This window comes from Flavobacterium sp. W1B (assembly GCF_047344965.1).
Classification (GTDB): domain Bacteria; phylum Bacteroidota; class Bacteroidia; order Flavobacteriales; family Flavobacteriaceae; genus Flavobacterium.
On sequence record NZ_CP178845.1, the window covers coordinates 1,579,739 to 1,601,786 of the forward strand.

Genomic DNA, 22,048 nt, shown 5'->3' on the forward strand with positions numbered 1-22,048 from the left:
TTAAAAATAATAATATTTTATGTTAATTATTGTGTAATTGATATTTTATTATGATGTTTGCTGAATAACTAATTCAAATAAACTAAATATGAGATTAAAATTTAAATGGATTTTTACGCTATTACTAGCGTTGTCTATGCAGTTTTCTTTTGCTCAAGAGAAAACTATTTCGGGTATTATTTCAGATGCCACGGGTCCAATTCCTGGGGCAAATGTTGTTGTTAAAGGGACAAATAGATCGGTGCAGTCTGATTTTAATGGGAAGTATTCTATTAAGGGTAAAGCTGGAGAAGTTCTAATGTTTTCCTTTATAGGGATGAATAATTCATCTGTAACTATTGGAGCTTCTAATACCGTAAATGTTAAATTGACATCGGCTTCTCAAGCGCTTGAAGAGGTTGTTGTTGTTGGTTATGGTACTCAAAAGAAAAGAGATGTCAATGGGGCTATTTCTAAAATTGGAGGGGATAAAATTAAAGATGTAGCTGTTCAAAGTTTTGACCAAGCATTGTCTGGTGCTGCATCTGGGGTGAATGTTTCTTCTCCAAATGGTGTTTTAGGTAATCAAGCAGTTATTCGTATCAGAGGTATAAACTCTATTAATTTAAGTTCTTACCCATTAATTGTTATTGATGGTGTGCCTTCTTGGAATGGAGACAATTTGAATCAAAGTAATGCTGCAAATAACCCTTTGGCAGATATTAATCAGGCTGATATTGAAAGTATTGAGGTTTTGAAGGATGCCTCATCTGCTGCGATATATGGATCTAGGGCGGCTGCAGGTGTAATATTAATTACTACAAAAAAAGGGAAATTGGGCAAGGTTTCAATTAATTTTGATTCTTCAGTTAGTATTACAAGTGCTTATAATTTGATTAAACTTTTAAATGCACAACAATTTACGGATATTAAAAATGAAGGCTTGGCTAACTTTGGTACACCTGCAAATGGAACAACCAGAGGGTTCTATACGATGAATGATGCGAGTGGTAGATTAGTAGATACAAATTGGTACGATTATGCATATAGAACTGGTGTTGCGTATAACCATAATATTAGTATATCAGGAGCAACTGAAAGCACAAAATATTTCTTATCTGCTGGTCAATTAGAGCAAGATGGTATGTTTATTAATAATGATTTCAGAAGACAAACGGGACGCTTTGCTTTAGACCATAAAGTGAACAGTTGGGTAACTCTTGGAGGTACATTTAATTATACTAATTCTAGAAGTAATGGTCTAAATACTGGGTCAGCTAATGGTGGAGCTTTTAATTCTTCAGGTGCAGCAAGATTAGCGTTTGTTCAGGCTCCAAATGTTGGGCCGTTCAATAGTGATGGGACTTATAATTTAAGAGGAAACCAAATAGGTTATGGTAATAATTTATCGCCACTTCAATTCGGGAATGCTAAATACTTAATAGATAATAATACGTTTTCAGCTCAAAATGATCATATTATTTCTAATTTTTATATAGGCCTTAAGCTTGCTAAAGGATTGAATTTTAAATCCTTGTACGGTATAGATAATCTTCTTGTTGAAAACAAGGATTTCTTAGCGCCTCTTCAAGGGGATGGTTTTACAGATAAAGGAATTGCTACTAATACAATGAATAGGTATACTAGAAAGTCAATTCAGAATGTATTGGACTATAATATTACATTAGCTGAGAAACATAATTTAAGTTCTTTGCTAGGTACAGAAAGACAGTATTCAAGAATTGATGCTTGGGGTGCTGCTAGAAAAACGGTTACCGATCCATTTTTCAATGAATATCAAGGTGGATATAGTACTATAGTTCCTTCTGGGAATTTGCTTGTAGAAAATTATCTTGAATCTTATTTTGGACGAATCAATTATGATTATGATAAAAAGTATTACCTTTCTATTAATGCTAGACGAGATGGATATTCAGCATTTGCTCCAGGAAATAAATGGGGTAATTTTTATGGAGGGTCTTTAGGTTGGTCTTTGTCAGAAGAGGGGTTCTTTAAAAACTCAGCCATCTCTAATGTAGTGAATCAATTTAAACTAAGAGCGAGTTATGGTCTTGTTGGTAATAATCAAGGAATTGCTAGCTATGCTTCGAGTAGTTTTTTTGATGCAGGGTTAAATGGAACAAATGCGACTCTTTTTTACGCACAAGCTGGAAATAAAAATCTATCATGGGAGACAAGTAAAAAAACTGATTTAGGAGTGAATTTTGGAATGTTTGATGATCGTATAACTGGAGAAGTTGGATATTATAAAAATAATATCGACGGATTAATTCTGAATGTGCCACAAGCGTCTTCAACAGGGATACCGAATAGTGCAATATTGACAAATATTGGAAGTATGAATAATAGGGGAATTGAAGTTACATTAAATGCAAAAATATTAACAGAAAGTAGTTTTAAATGGAATTCAAGTATTAATGTTACAACTCAGAAAAATCGTGTAACAGCTTTGGATTCAAATGGTTCGGATATAATAGTTGCGACAGCTCTTGAAAACACCAATATAATAAGAGTAGGTGAGTCTATTGGTGATTTTTATATTGTTAAAACAGGGGGAGTGAATCCACAAAATGGAAGAAGAATTTTTTATTACGGAGATGGAACGGCAGTGCAATATGATCATTCTGCGCCTGTGGCTTCAAGATGGACAAAGGTAAGCGATGGTTCTGTTACTCGTGCGGCTAATCAAGCTGCAGATGCAGTTGTGATTGGTTCGGCTTTACCAAAATATTTCGGAGGTTTTTCTAATACATTTACTTATAAAGGATTTGATCTGAATGTTTTGTTGTATTTTTCAGGTGGGAATTATGTGTATAATGGAACAAAAGCAGGATTGCATGATATGAGAGTTTGGAATAACTCTGCTGACGTATTAAATCATTGGAAAAATCCTGGTGATGTGAGTGCAATACCAAGAATAGTTTTTGGAGATAACATATCAAATGGATCTTCTATGCCAATCTCGGATAATTTAGAAAAAGGGGATTTTGTAAAAGTGAGAAATATTGCTTTTGGATATAGCCTACCTAAGGATTTAGTTGACAGAATGAAATTCACAAATTTACGATTCTATTTAAGTGTGCAAAATGCATTTACATTTACTAATTATTCAGGATACGACCCGGAAATTTCTACTAATGGAAATTCGAATGGTTCGCCAAGTGTTGATAGAAACTCTGCACCTATGGCTAGAACATTTTCATTTGGTTTAAATCTAAGTTTATAATTTTAAAGAAAAGAAATAATGAGAAAAATATATTTAATACTTATTGCCGCAATGGTAATATCTTCTTGTAGTGATACAGATGCATTATCTCCGGTAAATCAAACAAGAATTAGTGATGCTACTGCATTTGCTACGCCTGATAGGGTTCTGCAGGAGGTCTTAGGGATGTATAGTGGTGTGAAAACTGGACAGTTCTATGGAGGACGCTATTTTAATTATCAAGATATTCGCGGAGAAGAATTTAATAATGATAGGGCTAATGGAGTTACCAATTTATTCACATGGAATTTTGGATTGCAATCAAGTACTAATGAAGTTAATAATTTATGGTATGCAGGTTATTTAGCGATTAATAGATGTAATGTTGTTATCAATGGTTTGGAGGGTGCGCCTATTGCAGATGCATTAAAAGCTCAATATAAAGCGGAGGCAACATTTTTAAGAGCTTTGTCTTATTATTCATTAGTAACTTTATATGCAAGGCCTTATTGGGATGGTAATGGTTCAAAACCGGGGCTTCCATTGCGATTGAAAGCTGAAACAAGTAGTGGGAATAGTAATTTGGTTAGGTCTTCCGTTGCCGAAGTTTATGCTCAAATTATAGCTGATTTGGATTTTGCTGAGGCCAATTTATCATTAACCAATGGAACTGCATACGATAATACTACTAGGGCGCATAGAAATACTGCAATTGCATTGAAGACTAGAGTTTACCTAAGTATGAATAAGTATGATAAAGTGATTTTAGAAGCAAATAAAATTGTTTCAGCTGCTGCTCCTTTCACTGCGGCTAGTGGGGTTCGGAATATGTTGGCTCCAGCTATTGCATCTGTTTTTGCAACACCAGCGGTAACTTCTGAAAATATGTTGTCATTCGCTTTCAGTCCTACGGATATTCCAGGAACCCAAAATTCTCTGGTGAGTTATTATTCTCCTACTGCCGGTACTGGAGAGTATTCATTATTGCCAACAGGTATTATTTCAAATGTGGGTTGGAAAGCAACGGATGCTAGAAGAGCTTTGAATGTTGTAAATACTGGCAAGACGTATCTTAACAAATGGACTAAAAGTACTGGTGATCCGGATTATGTAGCAGTAATTCGCTATGCTGAGATACTTTTGAATCTTTCTGAGTCAATTGTTAGAGACAATAAAACGATTGACGCAAGAGCAATTCAGCTTTTGAATGCGGTAAGAGGAAGATCTGATGCTACAACTGTATTTACGGCTGCTTCATTTGCAACTTTTGAAGATTTGCTAAGTCAAATAGCAATAGAAAGAAGAATCGAATTATTAGGTGAAGGTTTTAGATCTCCTGATGTTATGAGGCTTGGGCAAAATTTCGTTGCTAAAGGTGGTGCGCCAGCTGTAACTACTGTAGATGCTCAGTATGTATGGCCAATACCACAAAATGAGCTTTTGTATAATAAATTATGTGTTCCAAATGATGGGTACTAATTGATCTATTTTTTTTGTTCTTTAAATAAAAAAACATCCAGCTTGCTGGATGTTTTTTTTATTTGTAAAAATTGTATTCTTTCTTGTTTCAATTATTCGCTTCTGCAGATAAGAATTCTTATTAATGAATTTTGTAAAAAAAACGTATGCTAATTAAGGGGGTATTAACGTTAAGTTAACTTAAAAATATTGTTGAATTTCCTCTGTTCCTTGTTTTGTTGAGGTTTTTGAGGTTTTTTGAAGAAACCGTAATTTGTTTTTGTGTAATTATAATGTTAATAAAAAATGTTTTTTTTGTTTTTTTAAGACTACGGTTGGGTAATGAGTTGATGAATGTTAAATGTTGTTTTTAGTAAGGATGAGCTATCTAAAGTTTAGGAAATAATTAGGATTTTTGTCGGATAACTAATTCAAATAAATTAATATGAGATTAAAATTCAAATGGATTTTTACGCTATTGATAGCGTTATCTATGCAGTTTTCTTTTGCTCAAGAGAAAACAGTTAGTGGAATTGTTTCGGACGCAACAGGACCAGTTCCAGGAGTAAATGTTGTAGTTAAGGGAACAAATAGATCAGTTCAAACTGATTTTGATGGGAAATATTCTATCAAAGCAAAAATAGGAGAAGTTTTAGAGTTTTCTTTTGTTGGTATGAAAAATTCTTCTGCTACAGTTGGAGCTTCTTCGTCAATAAATGTGACAATGAAAGATGAAGGTAATGAACTAGCTGAGGTGGTTGTAACAGCTATGGGAGTTAAGAAAAGTGCTAAAGCTGTAGGTTATGCGATTCAAGAAGTGAAAGCTGCCGAACTGACTAGAGGAGGAAATAATAGTCTTTCTGGAGCTTTGCAAGGGAAATTAGCTGGGGTTCAAATTACACCTTCAAGTGGTGCACCGGGAGCTTCTTCTCAAATCGTAATTCGTGGTGCTCGTTCTTTTACAGGGAATAATACACCATTGTATGTTATTGATGGAATGCCAGTTGCTTCTACTGCTGATTATTCAACAGGAAATAGTACGAGTGGAGCTGACTCTGCAAACAGAGCGGTGGATATAGATCCTAACGATATTGAATCAATATCTGTTCTAAAAGGACAAGCAGCTTCTGCATTATATGGTATTAGAGCTTCTAATGGGGTGATTCTTATTACGACTAAAAGTGGAAAAGGTTTGGCTAAAAATGGAAAACCAGTTATTAGTTTTGCAACTTCTGTAAGTTTTGAGACCATCTCAAAAAAGCCAGAAACTCAGAATGAGTATGCTCAAGGCTCAAATGGGATATACAATCCTACCGGTACTATGAGCTGGGGACCAAAGATTTCGGAATTGCCAAATGACATAACATATGGTGGAAATGTAGCTAATGCTTTAAATGGAGGTACACTTAGGCCGGGTATGTATTATGTTCCGCAAAGAGCTAAAGCAGGATTGGATCCGTGGGTAGCTCCAAGCACATATAATAATATTGATGATTATTTTAGAGTTGGACAAACAACAAATACTTCTTTTAATATTAGTCAAGCTACTGATAAAACAAATTATTCCTTTGGGGTAGGTTCTGCTACTCAAGAAGGAATGATGCTAGGAACCGGAATGGATAGATATACACTTAAGGCTGTTGTAGAAACAAAATTAAGCGAAACGTGGAAAACGGGATTCTCAGCAAACTACGTACAAACCAAAATAAACAAATCGTCATCTGGTAATGATGGTGTTTTAGTAGGTGTTTTTGGTGCACCAAGAAGTTATGATGTAAAAGGAAACGGATTTGCTTCGGCGACTAATCCTTATGATCAGGTATTTTTTAGAACTAGTGGTTTTAATAACCCTTATTGGGCAGCAAAAAACAATGAGTTTAGTGAAAAAACAAATCGTTTTTACGGAAATGGAAATGTTCAATTTGCTCCAGTGATTAGCTCAGACGGAAGTCAAAAACTTACATTCAAATACCAAGCAGGTTTAGATTCTTATACTACAAATTATAGAAATATTTTTGAGTTTGGAACAGGGCATAATCCAGATGGTAAAGGTAACGCTAGCAATGTAAATCTTTTTGGTGTTACTACAGATGTAATCAACTCGTTGTTTACGGCCAATTACAGTCTGGATATTACTAGTGATTTGGCTTTAAATGTTTTGGTAGGTAATGAATATAATCATGAGAACAACAAAAGATATGATGATTATGGTACTGGATTGAATTTTGGTGGATTTGCTACAATCGCCAATGCTAGAAACGTGTCTTCTAGAGAGAGTCGTAGCCAAAGACGTACGGTAGGTTTCTTTGGTAATACTGAACTTTCGTACAAAAATATGATTTTCTTGGGAGGAACAATTCGTAAAGATATTGTATCATCTATGCCAAGAGGAAATAGAGATTTTGTATACCCATCAGTTTCTTTAGGTATCGTATTAACGGAAATCGAGGCATTGAAAGATAATTCTTTCCTGTCTTTTGCTAAAATTAGAGGTTCTTATGCTGAGGTTGGTCAGGCTGGTACTTATCTTCCGGATTATTACGCCCAACCTTCTTATACAGGAGGTTTCTGGAGTTCATCTCCTATTCAGTATCCTTTAGGAGGAATAAGTTCATTTATTCCAAACACGGTGGTTTATGATCCAAATTTAAGACCACAAAATACAAAATCGTATGAAGCAGGTTTTGATTTTAGATTTTTCAATAATAGAATTGGTTTAGATTATACTTATTCTAGACAAAATGTAAAAGATCAGATATTTAATGTCCCAATGGCGGGCTCAACAGGAATATCTTCATTTGTGACTAATGGTGGTAAAATCCATACAGATGCACACGAAATAGTTCTTAATGTTAACCCAGTGAGAGGTAAAGATTTCAATTGGAATTTCAATGTTAATTTCTCTAAAATTGATTCTTACGTAGATGAATTGGCTCCGGGAGTACCTAATATCATGTTGGGAGGATTTGTAACTCCACAAATTAGAGCTAGTATTGGTGATAGATTTCCTGTGATTTATGGAGATAGTTTCAAAAGAGATGCTAATAATAATATTGTAGTTGATAAAGACGGTTTCCCAATAAAAGGTGAAACTAAGGCACTAGGAGAAGTTGCTCCTAAATTTAACTTGGGTGGTTCTACGCAGTTTACTTATAAGAAACTTTCTTTGGGAGCAACTTTTGACTGGAAAAACGGTGGAAAAATCTACAGCGGTTCAAATGGTGGAATGAGGCTTTATGGAGTTGATGCCATTACAGCAAATAGAGCAGATGAATATGTTTACCCTGGGGTTAAAGCTGATGGGACTCCAAACGATGTTATATTAGGCGGTGCTGCTAACCCGAATGGACTTGAAAAATTAACTAATAGATTAAGTAGTATAGCCGAAGCGAGTGTTTATGATGCTAGTTTTGTGAAACTTAGAGAAATTACATTGGGCTATCAACTGCCAAAACTGATGGGGGATTTATTGGATGTTAGGGCTTCTGTTTTCGCAAGAAATATTTTGCTATGGTCTAAAATGCCTAATCTTGATCCAGAGGCATCACAAGGAAATAATAATATGGGCGGTGGATTTGAACAATGGTCTATGCCACAAGCCAAGAGTATTGGTTTCTCTTTAAACGCTACCTTTTAATTTTAATTAAACACAAATGAAAAATATAAAAATTACAATCACAGCAGTGATGGCTTTGTTTTTGTTTCAATCTTGTTCTGAGGACAAATTGGATGACATTAATAAAGACTTAAATAACCCATCTAATATACCGAGTCGTTTGATTGTTACTGATGTAATGATGGCTTCAGCATTTACAATTACAGGATCAGATTATTCTTTCTATGCGGGGATTTATGCTGAACTGAATGCGGGGAAACACGGTCAAATGCATAATGCGCAAATCAGACAGGGAGAACCGGAAGCTGCTTCTACCTATAATAACGTTTGGAATGCGAGTTATAGACAATTAAAGACTTTGAAAACAGTTATTGCTAAATGTTCTGATGGAGGAAGTGAAACTGGGAATTATCAAACGTTGGGAGTTGCACAAATTTTGTATGCCTATAACTTGGCTATTTTGACTGATCTTTTTGGAGATGTTCCTTATAGTGAAGCATCGAATCCGGGACAATTTCTTCAGCCTAAATTGGACAAACAAGAAGAAATTTACGCTGCTGTTTTCGATTATTTAAAACAAGGAATTGCAAACTTAGACAAAGCGACTGCATTTAATTTAGGAACGCAAGATTTAATTTACGGTGGAGATTCTGTAAAATGGAAAAAAGCTGCCAATGGATTATTGGCAAGATATACGATGCGATTGTCTCTAAAAAAACCAGATTATGCAGCTGTGATTGCTTATGTTGACGCTTCATTTGCTAATTCAACTGAAGAATTCAAACTTAAAAATGCTGGTGTTCCTAATCCATATGCTCGTTTTGATGCTGAGAGAAAAGGATTGGGTGTTGCAAAAAGTTTTTATGATATTACACTGGCTAATGGTGTAGCAGATGTGCGTAATGTAGCATTTTTTACTAAAGTAAATGGAGTTGTTGTGCCTGTGAATAATTCATTAGCGTTTCCTCCGATTAATCAAGATACTTACTCCATTTCAGCATTAAAGGATGAGAAAAATCCAATCTATTTAATGAGTTACCATGAGTTGTTGTTTTTGAAAGCAGAAGCACAAGCAAGATTAGGTCTGGCAGCTGCACAAACTACAATGAATGACGCTATAAAAGCGGCTTATACTAAGGCTCAAGAGAAAACATTCACTGTTGCACAGGCTGATACTTACATTGCTTCAGTAGGAACGTTGACTGGAAATGCTTTGTTGAAAAAGATTATGGTTGAAAAATACATATCTTTTTATGAAAATGAAGGAATCGAAGCTTATAATGACATCAGACGTTTAAAAGCAATGGGTAATGGGGATCTTATTCCAATGGTACACCCTGATCCTACTAAGTTTCCAGAAAGATTTGGATATGGTCAGTCGGACGTTACTGCTAATCTAAAAGTTAAAGAAGCATTTGGAGATGGTTCTTATGTTTATAAAGAAAAAGTATGGTGGGCTGGAGGAACTAGATAGTTGTTTTCAAAATACCCTATTTAAAATTGATTTTAAAAGAGGCTGTCACAAAAGACAGCCTCTTTTTTTATGTAATTTTTAGTTAGATATGTAAATAAAAACGGTACAATTATTTAAGTAATATTTTTATAATTTAATTGATTTGGATATACTAAGTTATCAGGCAGTAGAGGTTAAAAATAAAATCTTACTTTTAAATTATAAAACAAGTCAGTAAAATTTGTGATTCCGCTTTTAAAGTGTGGGTAATTCAATTGAGTTAATAAGGAATCAATATCTCAAAGCTGATAACAACTTCACAATTATATAAACGGCTTAAAGTGTTCGAAATATTTTGAACTGGAAGTTTTCTGGGTAAGTAAGTTTAAGACAAACACAAGAGCAAGTCAAAATTTATGAACTAGAAAAAAAATCAAGAATACTGAATTAGAACGCAATATATTAAAAAAAAAGTAATATGCATTTTTTCAAAAGTGGTTGAAAAAATTTGACAAGTTTTGCAAATAATCAAAGGGAGTTTTTGTCGTTGAGAAAAAGGAAGAATTGCAATTAGACAAAACCGAATAATTACTTTAAAAGAACAAATAACAAAAGTCTGTTTTGAATCCTGACTGCACTATGGAAGTCCGAAAATAACGTTAGAACTTCAGAGTTTGGGTTGTGAAATAGCAAGACTCGAGAGCTTTGCTTGAACAGGCAAAGTAATCGCAGTGGAGAAATTTATGAGTAAGTTAGGTTTGTAAGGTGAATTAAGTAAAAAAATGTAAATATTCTTGATTCTTATAAAAAGGTTACCCATAGTATGAACTGTTGAGGAAATTGTTTAGAAATACTGTGGCTGAAAGTTTTTTAAAATCTTTAAAAAAAGGAATTGATTTTTGGGAATAAACTCTTCTTTAAAGAACAAATAGAGATAAAGTATTTTGTATATATTTAATTTAGTACAAATGAAAAAGTAGATATTCTGCTTTAAATCATAAACAATAGAATGATTTATAATCGATTTAATTTAAAAATGGTGCTTAATTAATTGTGCAATTTTCAGGTGCATATTCATTAGTTCTCTTAATGACTCAATTGAATTGCCCACACTTTAAAAGCAGAATCAAAGGTTTTACGGTTTGTTTTTATAATCATAAAGTAAGGTTTTTATTGACTAATGCTTAGTTAGTTCATAAGATAACTACTGATCTAATATGAACTGTATGGCAAGTGTATTTAGTTTTGGTAATTTTAATATCTGTATTTTATGTTAAAAAAACAAGAATTTAATACAACTCCGGTTTTTGATAAAAACAGAGTTAAAAGGGTTATTTTTCGTGAAATTAATGTCTATGGTTTAATGGTTTTACAATTAATGTTTTTTTTTAGTAAATAAAATTAATAAAAAATAAAATAATTATTTTCAAGCATCATTTGTTTCTTTAAGAATTTATTATGATTTTTGTCGGATAACTAATTCAAATAAATTAATATGAGATTAAAATTCAAGTGGATTTTTACGCTTTTAATAGCGTTGTCTATGCAGTTTTCTTTTGCTCAAGAGAAAACGATTACTGGGGTTGTTTCAGATGCTTCAGGGCCTATTCCTGGAGTGAACATTGTAGTTAAAGGTACAAAAAGATCGGTTCAATCTGATTTTGATGGAAAGTATGCTTTGAAGGCAAGTACTGGAGAGGTTTTAGTGTTCTCTTTTATAGGGATGAATAATACATCTGTGACTATTGGTGCTTCTAACAATGTTAATGTTAAGATGACATCTGCTTCACAAGCACTTGAAGAAGTGGTTGTTGTTGGTTATCGTACAGTGTCAACTCAGTCTTTTACTGGTTCCGCAAAACAAGTTAAGGCTGAAAATATTGAGAAAAAAAGTGTTTCAAATATTTCTCAGGCATTAGCAGGTGAGGTTGCGGGTGTTAGAGTAATTAATACTTCTGGACAGCCTGGAGCTTCAGCTACTGTACGTATACGTGGTATTGGCTCTGTAAATGGTAATAGATCTCCTCTTTATGTGGTTGACGGGATACCTTTTAATGGAACATTAAATTCAATTAATCCAAGTGATATTGAATCAACGACTGTTTTAAAAGATGCAGAGGCTACCGCTATTTATGGTTCGCGTGGAGCTAATGGTGTGATCCTTGTATCTACTAAAAAAGGTAAATCAAATACTAGTTTTATTGAGGTAGATTCAAGAATTGGTATGAACTATTCTCTGTTGCCTCGTTATAACTCAATTAAATCTCCTGATGAGTATATTGGTTACTCTTGGGAGTCATTGTTGAATCAAGGGAAATATTATGAAGGTTTGTCAGGAGCCAACGCAATCAATTATGCAAATGCAAATTTATTTAATCCGAATGAAGCAGGTATAGATCCAACTTATAATATGTGGAACGTATCTAGTGGTGCTGATTTGATTGATCCTGCTACTGGAAAGGTTAAAGCTGGAGTAACTAGGAGGTATACACCTGAAAAATGGGAAGATTTTGGTTTTCAAAAAGCTGTGCGTCAAGAGGTTAATTTGACTTTAGGTGGTGGTGAAGGAAAAACTAAATACTTTTCTTCTTTAGGGTATTTAAATGACAAAGGATATATTGTGAATTCAAATTTTGAACGTATTTCAACGCGTTTAAATGTGACTCATGAGGTGAAGCCTTGGTTGTCAGGTAGTGCTAATTTTGGGTATACTAATTCGACAACGAATAGCAATGGTCAATCTTCGGATTCAGGAAGTGTTTTCTGGTTTGTAGATAATATACCTTCAATTTATCCATTATTTCAGCGTGATGCTTCAGGTGCAATTATTAATGATCCAATATATGGTGGAGGTTTGTATGATTATGGATTAACTAGAGGTTTTGGAGGTTTAACAAATTCAATTTCTGATGCAGTTCGTAGTGTAAATGTAACGAAGCGTAATGAGCTTAATTTAAATACTTCATTAGATTTTAAAATAGCAAGTTATTTAACATTTGAAACTCGTTTTGGAGCTCAATATTATAATAATGCTTTTACAAATCAAGAGAACCCTTTTTATGGTCCTTCTGCTTCGCAAGGTGGGTCGATTTTTAAGAGAAATACAGAATTGATGAATTACAATTTTCAAAAATTATTGCGTTTCAAAAAATCGTTTGGTGATCATCGTATAGACGGTCTTTTGGCTCATGAAAATACTAAATATGAGTCTAGAGAATTGTCGGCATCTAAATATAATTTATTAGATCCTAATGGAACTGAATTAGGTAATGCTGTAGTGAGTAATCCTTCAGACTCTTTTGCTGATAGATTTTCATTAGAAAGTATTTTTGGTCAAGTATCTTATAATTTTAAAGATACTTACTTCTTTTCAGGAACTGTGAGAAGAGATGGTTCTTCAAGATTTTTAAATAATAAATGGGGTACTTTTGGAGCAGTTGGTGCTGGTTGGGTAGTTTCAAATGAAGAATTTTTGAGTAATGTAAGTTGGTTGAAATTTTTGAAATTGAAGGCGAGTTATGGTGTGATAGGTGATCAAGGTGGTGCTTCTATGTATTCAGGATATGATATATATAATACATCTAATTTGAATGACGAGTTTTCAATTGCTTTTGCTACGAAAGGTAATCCAAATTTAACATGGGAAAAGTCTAATATGTTTCAGACAGGTGTTGAATTTAAATTAGGGAAAATCTTAGATGTTACTGTTGAGTATTATAACAAAAAAACGGATAATTTGTTTTTTAATAGACGTGTAGGTCCATCTGTAGGATATGCATCAATTTTTGTTAATGACGGTGCATTGGTTAATACAGGTGTAGAGTTTGATGTAACTGCACATGTGTTAAAAGGGAATGATTATTTCGTAGATTTATCTTTTAATGGGGAGTTAATTAATAATAAATTGACGCGTATGCCTATTGATCCTGCTACAGGTGAACAAAAAATTATCGATATAGATGGTATATATGGTAGAGCAGTTGGTCATTCTATTTATGATTTTTACATGAGAGAATTTGCTGGAGTTGATCCTGCAGATGGGCGTTCACAATGGAATGCATATTTCTTTGATGCTAACGCTAATGGTGTAAAAGATAGCAATGAAGGCTTTATTACTTCAATGGAAGAGTATGTTAAAACTAACCCTAATAATGTAAACGGTATTGTTGGAACAACAACTAAAACATACAGTCAAGCTGCTACAAAATATATCGGAAAAACAGCAGTTCCAAAAATACGTGGTGCATTTAATTTAAGTACAGGTTTCAAAGGATTCGATTTGTCAATGCAATTTTTATATAGTTTTGGAGGTTATTCTTATGATGGAGCTTATGCAGGTTTAATGGGTTCAGGTCAAGCGGGTTCAAACAATTGGCATGTTGATATTCAAGATCGTTGGCAAAATCCAGGAGACATCACAAATGTTCCTAGGTTATCTAATGGTAATGATCCAAATGTAACTTCTTCTTCAACTCGTTTCCTTACAAAATCTGATTACATTTCGTTGAACAACGTTAGACTTGGATATACACTTCCAAAACAATTTGTTACTAAAATTGGATTGTCTAGTTTGAATTTCTATGTTTCTGGAGACAATTTATGGTTGAATTCTAAAAGAGATGGTTTTAATCCATCAACTAGTGAAGCGGGCTCTTCGGATACATATCGTTATTCTCCGTTATCTACTATTTCTTACGGAGTCCGTGTTAAATTTTAATATATATATATAATTATGAAAAAAATACTAATATTTAGTTTAGCCATTTCAGTTTTTTTGATTTCTTGTGAATCAGATTACTTGGATGCACGTCCTGACGGAGGCACCACTACGGATGCTCAGTTAGATGAAATTGCAAAAGTGAATCCAAAAGTTTTGAATGGTTTATTGTTAGGAGTATACTCGACTATGTATACTGTAGGTTCTGGTGGTACAACTGATCATTCTGATTTTGGTCAGAAAGGTGTAGATATTACCTTGGATTTGTTGAGTTCTGACATGGCATATACAGCTAATAACTATGGTTGGTATAATGCAGTTACTCAATTATCTGCTACTCCTAATTTTGCTAATAATGAAAATTATAAACCTTGGAGGTATTATTATAAAATTATTTTAGGTGCTAATTCAGTAATTGATGCTTTAGGTGGTACAGATGCTGTTCTTGTTGATCAAGAGGCGAAAAACGTAATGGGACAAGCAAAAGGTTTACGTGCTTACGCTTATTTTTATTTGTCTCAAATGTATCAAATATCTTATAAAGCGGATGAATTAATATTGCCAATTTATAAAGATGCGAAGTCGAATAATCAGCCAAAGAGTAAAGCTTCAGAGGTTTATGATTTGATGATTTCTGATTTGACTCAGTCTATAGCTTATTTAGAAGGTTATAATCGTTCAGCAAAATTTAATTTTGATAAGAATGTTGCTAAAGGTTTCTTAGCATATGTTTATGCCGCTCGTGGTGAAACGAATGATTTAGCAAAAATCGTAGCTTTAACAACCGATATTTTAGCTGCTTATCCGTTAACAACTAAAAGTCAATCTACAGCTGTTTTAGCTAATGGTGTTTTAACTAATAGTGATTCTGGTTTTAATAATGTTAATACTCCAAGTTGGATGTGGGGGGTTGATTTGACAAATGCGATCAATCTTGACCTTATTTCTTGGTGGGGTCAGATGGATTACTATACTTATAGCTATTCATGGGCTGGAGATCCTAAAGGTATTGATCGTGATTTACTACTTTCTATTCCTACCACTGATATAAGAAGGACTCAGTTTTCTGCTAGTTCATTTAGACCTTTAGGTAAGTTTTTCGATCCAAAACGTGTAATTGGAGGTCAGAGAATTGTTGAAACTGACTATATTTATATGAGATCAGATGAGTTTTTGCTTTTAAATGCTGAAGCGAATGCTAAGTTAAATAATGATGGAGCTGCTATTACTAGTCTTAAGAAATTATTGGCTATCCGTTTTGCTTCTGCTTCTGATTATGCTTACGTAGATGCTTTAGGAGGGAACTTATTAAAAGACGAAATCTATAAGCAAATGCGTATTGAATTATGGGGTGAAGGTAAAATTTATCTAGCTATGAAAAGAAATAAAAGATCAAGTGTAAGAGCTACAAATCATCTTAACTTGAAAGGTCAGGCATTCACATTTGATGATCCTCGTTTGTCATTTTTGATTCCACAACAAGAAATATTAAATAATCCATTCATAGATTAATAAATTTTTCTAATTTTTAAAACCCGCTTTTAAAGCGGGTTTTTTTGTTTTTAAAAAGGTTTTTCTTTTACCTTTGCTAGGGCAGTTTGAAATCAAGTAAGTGCCCTAATTATATTTTATCAAAAAAATGAGAATTCTTCTTTTTATTTATTTATTTATCTTGCCATCAATTGCGTTTTCACAGGTTAAAACTTTGGAAGCTAAAGGTTTTAAATCTGATAGAAAGGAAGTGATTGATTCTTTAAGAACGAACGTAAAAGGAGAAGCAGCTCCAATAGATCAATATCGTTTTATTTCTATTGAGCGTGATACGACTTATCTGGATACTTCTCTTACGATACAAAAAGAATACAGTCACAATTATTTGCGCAAGGATAACTTTGGGCTTTTGGCTTTCCCAAACGAAGGACAGACTTATAATACGCTTCAATATAGTTTAACGAAGTTTTCTCCTTATCCGGAAATCGGTTTTAAGGCGAAGCATTTTAATTTTCTGGAGGCAAACGATATCAAATACAGCTCAGTTGCCACTCCGGTAACCGAATTGTATTTTAAATCTGTAATGGGGAAAGGACAATCTTTGGATGCTTTTTTTACTTTAAATACTTCACCAAGGCTTAATTTTTCAATTGCTTACAAAGGATTACGTTCTGAAGGGAAATACATAAATCAATTATCAAGTACAGGGAATTTCAGGTTTACCACTAGTTATAACACTTTGAATGGGCGTTATTTTGCCAATGCACATTATACCTATCAGGACATATTAAACCAAGAAAATGGGGGGATCACGAATATAGCTGATTTTGAAAGTGAAGACCCAAAATATAAGAACAGGCAACGATTAGAAGTTTATCTGACAGATGCCAAATCATTCCTAAAAGGCAAAAGAATATTTCTGGATCATTTTTTTAGAATCAACTCTAAAAAGGGCGCTAATAATTTATATGTGGCGCATCAATTCAATTATGAGAATAAATTTTTTGAATACAATCAGGCAACAGTCCCTTCAACGGTAGGTTCGAGAACTGTTTATAGATTTGGAGATTCCTATGTAACAAGTGCAATTAATGATCAAACCCGTTATAATAAAATGTATAATAAGGCAGGCTTGACTTATGAGAATACAACACTTGGTAAGTTCCATTTTTTTGTGGATGATTTTAGAAGTAATTATTATTATTCTCAAATATTAATTCGGGATGATAAAACCATACCGGCTTCATTAACTCGAAGTATAAATAGTGCCGGTGGACAGTACGAGTATCAAAAAAATAAATGGAAAGGAAATTTCTTGTATTCAAGATCAATTACAAATCAGTCCTTGTCTAATTTAGATGCTAATTTGGAGTATGATTTAAATGGTGATTATCAATTTTCATTTCAATACCAAAACTTAAACAAGCTCCCAAATGATAATTATAATTTGTATCAAAGCAGTTATCTGGGGTACAATTGGTCTAACGATTTCAATAATGAAAAAATAAATTCTATTGTCGCAAATGCGAGTACGCCTTGGCTTGAGGCATCAGTTCAGTTGATGACATTAAATGATCATTTGTATTTTGAAAACACTTCCACTGACAATAATGTACAAATTGTAAGCCCAAACCAATATGGGAAAACGATAAATTATCTATCGATTAAATTGAATAAAGAATTTAAGTTTGGAAATTTTGCTTTAGATAATACCTTTTTGTACCAAAAGGTAGATCAACAGGATGCTATTTTGAACGTTCCTGAAATTGTAACTCGAAATACCATTTACTACACGAATTATATGTTTAAAAAGGCTTTATTTTTGCAAACTGGAATTACTTTAAACTACTTTACAAATTACTTAGCCAATGATTACAATCCTGTAATTGGAGAATTTTTTGTCCAAAACAAAAAGGAAATTGGTAATTATCCGAATCTTGATTTTTTCATTAATGCAAAAATTCAAAGAACCCGAATTTATCTAAAAGCCGAACATTTTAATTCTTCATTTTCAGGAAATAATTTCTATACCGCTCCAAATATGCCGTATCGGGATTTCATGATCCGATTTGGTTTGATTTGGAATTTCTTTAATTAAGAATATATTTTTTAGTTTTAATAATTAAACGGCAGATTAACAGATTTCAAATTTGTGAATCTGCCGTTTAACTATTATAAGCGGTATTTTTTTATAACAAAATGCTATCTTTGCAAAAGTATTTATAACAAATTACAATCTTAAAGATAGAATTAAATGCAATACGAAGAAAACATTTTAGGAACGATTGGAAATACTCCATTGGTCAAATTAAATAGAGTGACCAAAGAAGTAGATGCTTTAGTGCTCGCCAAAATTGAAACATTCAATCCTGGTAATTCTGTAAAAGATAGAATGGCTGTTAAAATGATTGAAGATGCCGAAGCCGATGGACGTTTGAAACCCGGAGGAACCATAATAGAAGGTACTTCAGGAAATACAGGAATGGGATTAGCGCTAGTGGCTATCATAAAAGGATACAAGTTGATTTGTGTGATTTCAGACAAGCAATCCAAAGAAAAAATGGATATTCTTCGTGCTGTGGGAGCCAAAGTGGTCGTTTGTCCTACCGATGTAGAACCAACAGATCCAAGATCCTATTATTCGGTTTCAAAAAGATTAGCTGAAGAAACTCCAAATTCGTGGTACGTTAACCAATACGATAATCCTTCAAATGCTTTGGCTCATTACGAGCAAACGGGACCGGAGATTTGGGAGCAAACAGAAGGCAAAATAACTCATTTTGTTTCGGGAGTTGGTACCGGTGGCACAATTTCTGGAATTGGGAAATATTTGAAAGAGAAAAATCCAAACATCAAAATTTGGGGTATAGATACTTATGGGTCTGTTTTTAAAAAATACCATGAAACAGGTATTTTTGACGAAAACGAAATTTACTCTTACATTACCGAAGGAATTGGTGAAGATATATTACCAATGAATGTTGATTTTTCGCTGATCGATGGATTCACAAAAGTAACCGATAAAGATGCAGCTGTTTATACACGTAAGATTGCATTAGAAGAAGGGATTTTTGTTGGGAATTCAGCCGGAGCAGCCATAAAAGGTTTGTTACAGCTTAAAGAACATTTCAAGCCAGATGATGTTGTTGTGGTTTTATTCCATGATTCCGGTAGCCGTTATGTAGGTAAAATGTTCAATGACGATTGGATGCGAGAGCGTGGTTTTCTTGATGAAAACATCACTAAAGCAGAGGATGTAATCCAAGATCATATCGATAAGCCTTTGATTGTTGCGCGTACCGAAGAATTGGTTTCGCATGCGATAGAAAGAATGCGTAAATATAAAATCTCGCAAATACCGGTTATTGATATTAATGGTTTTGTAGGTTCTCTTGATGAATCGGATTTGTTCCAAAGTTATGTCAGTGATAAAAATACTGCCGAAAGACCTATTCGCGAAGTAATGGGGAGGCCCTATCCAATTGTGAAATTAGGAACTGCGATTGAAGATGTTTCTAAATTATTTACCAAAGAGAATCAAGCGGTATTATTGGATTTAGGTAACGGCAGACATCATATCATTACAAAATATGACATTATCGGTTCTATAAAATAATAATATTTTTTTTGCCACGAATTAGACTAATAAATACAAATTTATTTTGTGTGAATTATTGTAATTTGTGGCTTTTTTAAATTGTAGAAAAAGTGTTTTTTTAAAACATTTTTTTATTTGATTAGTTCTCGAAATGCATTTTCAGGGAAAATCAAATAGCTAAAAACACCTTATAATAAAAATGACTTTTACTGCCATAGATTTTGAAACGGCTACTGCCTTTCACCCTTGTTCCGTAGGTATTGTTACCGTTGAAAACGGAATTATTGTTGATGAGTTTGTCAGCCTAATCAAACCGCCCAATAATCTTTATTCTCCTTTTACTATTCAAGTACACGGAATTTATCCCAGAGATACAATCAATGCAAAATCTTTTGCCCAAGTGTTTCCCGAAATCAAAAAAAGACTCAAAAATAGAGTTGTCGTAGCTCACAACGAAAGTTTCGACAGAAATGTTTTGGCCAAATCTATGGCGCTTTATGGTCTAGATTATGAAGATTTGAATATTGGATCACGCTGGGAATGCACTGTAAAAATATACAAAGCCAAGGGATTAAAACCCACTAAGCTTAGCGACTGCTGCCGAGCAATGAAAATACAACTGAATCATCATGAAGCCTTATCTGATGCTCGGGCATGTGCTAAACTTTATTTGTTGCGATAGTTGGATTTAATAAAAGATTCAGAAGAATTACTTATTCCGTAATTAAGATTCCAGATACATTCCATGAGCTAAAACTAGAGCCTTCGGGTGCTCCTTGTGGAATTTTAACTTGTAAGCTGTGTTTTCCTGCCGATAGTTTTCCAAGATCGATATAAATAGGGGGAGTTACTGTTCCTGGGCACCAATTTGATCTGCTTAAATCAGATGATGACAACCCATTGCTAAAATTTCCCGAGGCTGGATTACTCAATCGATAGGAGCCACAATCCGTTCGCCAAGGTACAAAAGTAAAGATTTCTTTACCATCTACCAGAATAGTGTTTTTCTTCGGTACAAATTCGTCTCCATTTCCCCAGCCTCCGTGGCCTGTAGTGATGTAGCGAAGTTTGTAGTTTTTGTTGCTTTCCGGAACTTCAAATGTTATTTCTAATCCTTTTTCGTTATTAAACATTGTGGCATATTGCTGCCCAGCCATTTCCATCACATTATTCGTGTTGAAAAGAGGAAGTAGCCAATTGTCTTGAGTTTTATTGTCATTTCCTCCATGAATAGAAACATTCAAGCTTACTTTATGTCCGCCTTTATCATAATTTCCGATGTTCATACCAATCCAAACTTCTTGATCGTCTAAGGCAGGAGTCAGTTCTGAAATATCTTGACGATAATACACGCTGTCTTGCCAAGCCTTATTTTTTAATTCAAGATTGTTGAATTGTTTTACCCCAAATGGAGTGAAAAAACGCATCAATTCCAGAAGTGGGGAATAGTTTTCAGTTCGAATAACTCCTTGGTATTTTTCGCCATTTCCATTTTCATAAATAGGTAGCGTTTTAGCGCCATTTTGTAGTCCATCTAAAAACGAAATCTTTTCGCTTGTTGGAATCACAAACACTGATCCTGTTCTGTCATAGGCGTCGCCATTGGATTGTTCTGTCACATCCACAAAAACAGAACTTCCTTTTTTGATTTTTGGGAATTTTATTTTTTTGACAATAATAGTACCGCTTGCAAATCGGAGAATACTGTCGTTTGATTTAGAAGTGTCAGAGAAGTTAATAATTTCTTTTTCAAAAACAGCGATAGAAGTAAAGCGGCTTTTCCAAAGCAAGTCTTTGTAAGTAAGTTGGTCTACTATTTTTGGTTGAGGATTTGGAAGTTTTAGGAAAGTGGGAACATTTTTTAATAGTTCTATTTTGCTGGCGGTCACTTTGCTGTTTCCGTTGCGAACCATTTCAAGAACCAAACCAAGATCTTGTCCTAAAGCCGTTGGAGCACCTTTTAGACTCAATTCGGTAGTATACCATAACTCGATGGTGTTTGAATTTATTGATGTCGTCGCTTTCTTGCAGTTGTAACCCAATATTTTTCTGGTTTGATCACTAAATGTAAAATTTTGCTTTCCCAATGCCAAACTATCGATGTTTAAAACAGAAGTTTGATTTTTGAATTGGGCTAATTGCGAAATAGTTTTTGAATCAAAATCCACAAAAACTTGTTCGATTGGGAAATCGGCTTTCTGTAATGTGATTTTTTCAGTAGTATTTAAGCTGATTTTTTCAGATGTAAAAAGCAATATAGGGTCTTGGTTTTCTAAAATTTTGCCATTTGAACTTTTTACATAAGTTACTTTTATTGATTTTGATTTCTTTTGAGCCTGTGTTGGTAGTATTGTACATAGGGCAATTAATAGGATGTAGTAGTTTTTCATTGATATAGTTGTTGAGATACAAATATAAATAAAGTAGGGTCGAATTTATCTAAGATTTTTGAGCTTGATTTTGAAATAAATATTTTTTGCAGGAATTGTAGATTGTTTTGTATTTTAGAT

At 33.7% G+C, this 22,048-nt stretch carries 10 protein-coding genes; 9 read left to right on the top strand and 1 reads right to left on the bottom strand.

Going from position 1 to position 22,048, the window contains the following annotated elements; translation table 11 throughout:
• Nucleotides 1-88 precede the first annotated feature (88 nt).
• From ACMDB5_RS06955 to ACMDB5_RS06995, 9 genes are all read left to right on the top strand, one after another.
• Nucleotides 89-3,226: a SusC/RagA family TonB-linked outer membrane protein gene (locus tag ACMDB5_RS06955; RefSeq protein WP_414000284.1), complete on the top strand. Its 3,138-nt coding sequence runs from the start codon at nucleotides 89-91 to the stop codon at nucleotides 3,224-3,226.
• 18 nt (nucleotides 3,227-3,244) lie between these two features.
• Nucleotides 3,245-4,684, top strand: a complete 1,440-nt coding sequence (locus ACMDB5_RS06960) for a RagB/SusD family nutrient uptake outer membrane protein (protein ID WP_414000285.1) — start codon at nucleotides 3,245-3,247, stop codon at nucleotides 4,682-4,684.
• 424 nt (nucleotides 4,685-5,108) lie between these two features.
• Nucleotides 5,109-8,300, top strand: coding sequence for a SusC/RagA family TonB-linked outer membrane protein (locus tag ACMDB5_RS06965; protein WP_414000286.1), 3,192 nt, complete (start codon nucleotides 5,109-5,111; stop codon nucleotides 8,298-8,300).
• Nucleotides 8,301-8,316: 16 nt separating this feature from the next.
• Nucleotides 8,317-9,753, top strand: a complete 1,437-nt coding sequence (locus tag ACMDB5_RS06970; RefSeq protein WP_414000287.1) for a SusD/RagB family nutrient-binding outer membrane lipoprotein — start codon at nucleotides 8,317-8,319, stop codon at nucleotides 9,751-9,753.
• Between the two features lie 1,474 nt (nucleotides 9,754-11,227).
• On the top strand, nucleotides 11,228-14,449 hold the full coding sequence (locus ACMDB5_RS06975; protein ID WP_414000288.1) for a SusC/RagA family TonB-linked outer membrane protein: 3,222 nt from the start codon (nucleotides 11,228-11,230) through the stop codon (nucleotides 14,447-14,449).
• Nucleotides 14,450-14,530: 81 nt separating this feature from the next.
• The gene (locus ACMDB5_RS06980) at nucleotides 14,531-15,961 is read left to right on the top strand and encodes a RagB/SusD family nutrient uptake outer membrane protein (RefSeq protein WP_414000289.1); all 1,431 of its coding nucleotides are present in this window, start codon (nucleotides 14,531-14,533) and stop codon (nucleotides 15,959-15,961) included.
• Between the two features lie 127 nt (nucleotides 15,962-16,088).
• Nucleotides 16,089-18,038 (top strand): putative porin, encoded by a 1,950-nt coding sequence (locus ACMDB5_RS06985; RefSeq protein WP_414000290.1) that lies wholly within the window; start codon nucleotides 16,089-16,091, stop codon nucleotides 18,036-18,038.
• Nucleotides 18,039-18,194: 156 nt separating this feature from the next.
• Nucleotides 18,195-19,556, top strand: coding sequence for a pyridoxal-phosphate dependent enzyme (locus tag ACMDB5_RS06990; protein ID WP_414000291.1), 1,362 nt, complete (start codon nucleotides 18,195-18,197; stop codon nucleotides 19,554-19,556).
• A 181-nt stretch (nucleotides 19,557-19,737) separates the two neighbouring features.
• Nucleotides 19,738-20,220: a 3'-5' exonuclease gene (locus ACMDB5_RS06995; protein ID WP_414000292.1), complete on the top strand. Its 483-nt coding sequence runs from the start codon at nucleotides 19,738-19,740 to the stop codon at nucleotides 20,218-20,220.
• A gap of 31 nt (nucleotides 20,221-20,251) precedes the next feature.
• On the opposite strand, the gene ACMDB5_RS07000 is transcribed toward ACMDB5_RS06995, so the two are convergent.
• Nucleotides 20,252-21,928, bottom strand: a complete 1,677-nt coding sequence (locus tag ACMDB5_RS07000; RefSeq protein ID WP_414000293.1) for a GLPGLI family protein — start codon at nucleotides 21,926-21,928, stop codon at nucleotides 20,252-20,254.
• Nucleotides 21,929-22,048: the final 120 nt, after the last annotated feature.

Coding starts and splice junctions, on each gene's coding strand:
- ACMDB5_RS06990 (WP_414000291.1), top strand. CDS start 18,195: ATGCAATACGAAGAAAACATTTTAGGAACGATTGGAAATACTCCATTG.
- ACMDB5_RS07000 (WP_414000293.1), bottom strand. CDS start 21,928: ATGAAAAACTACTACATCCTATTAATTGCCCTATGTACAATACTACCA.
- ACMDB5_RS06955 (WP_414000284.1), top strand. CDS start 89: ATGAGATTAAAATTTAAATGGATTTTTACGCTATTACTAGCGTTGTCT.
- ACMDB5_RS06965 (WP_414000286.1), top strand. CDS start 5,109: ATGAGATTAAAATTCAAATGGATTTTTACGCTATTGATAGCGTTATCT.
- ACMDB5_RS06995 (WP_414000292.1), top strand. CDS start 19,738: ATGACTTTTACTGCCATAGATTTTGAAACGGCTACTGCCTTTCACCCT.
- ACMDB5_RS06960 (WP_414000285.1), top strand. CDS start 3,245: ATGAGAAAAATATATTTAATACTTATTGCCGCAATGGTAATATCTTCT.
- ACMDB5_RS06975 (WP_414000288.1), top strand. CDS start 11,228: ATGAGATTAAAATTCAAGTGGATTTTTACGCTTTTAATAGCGTTGTCT.
- ACMDB5_RS06970 (WP_414000287.1), top strand. CDS start 8,317: ATGAAAAATATAAAAATTACAATCACAGCAGTGATGGCTTTGTTTTTG.
- ACMDB5_RS06985 (WP_414000290.1), top strand. CDS start 16,089: ATGAGAATTCTTCTTTTTATTTATTTATTTATCTTGCCATCAATTGCG.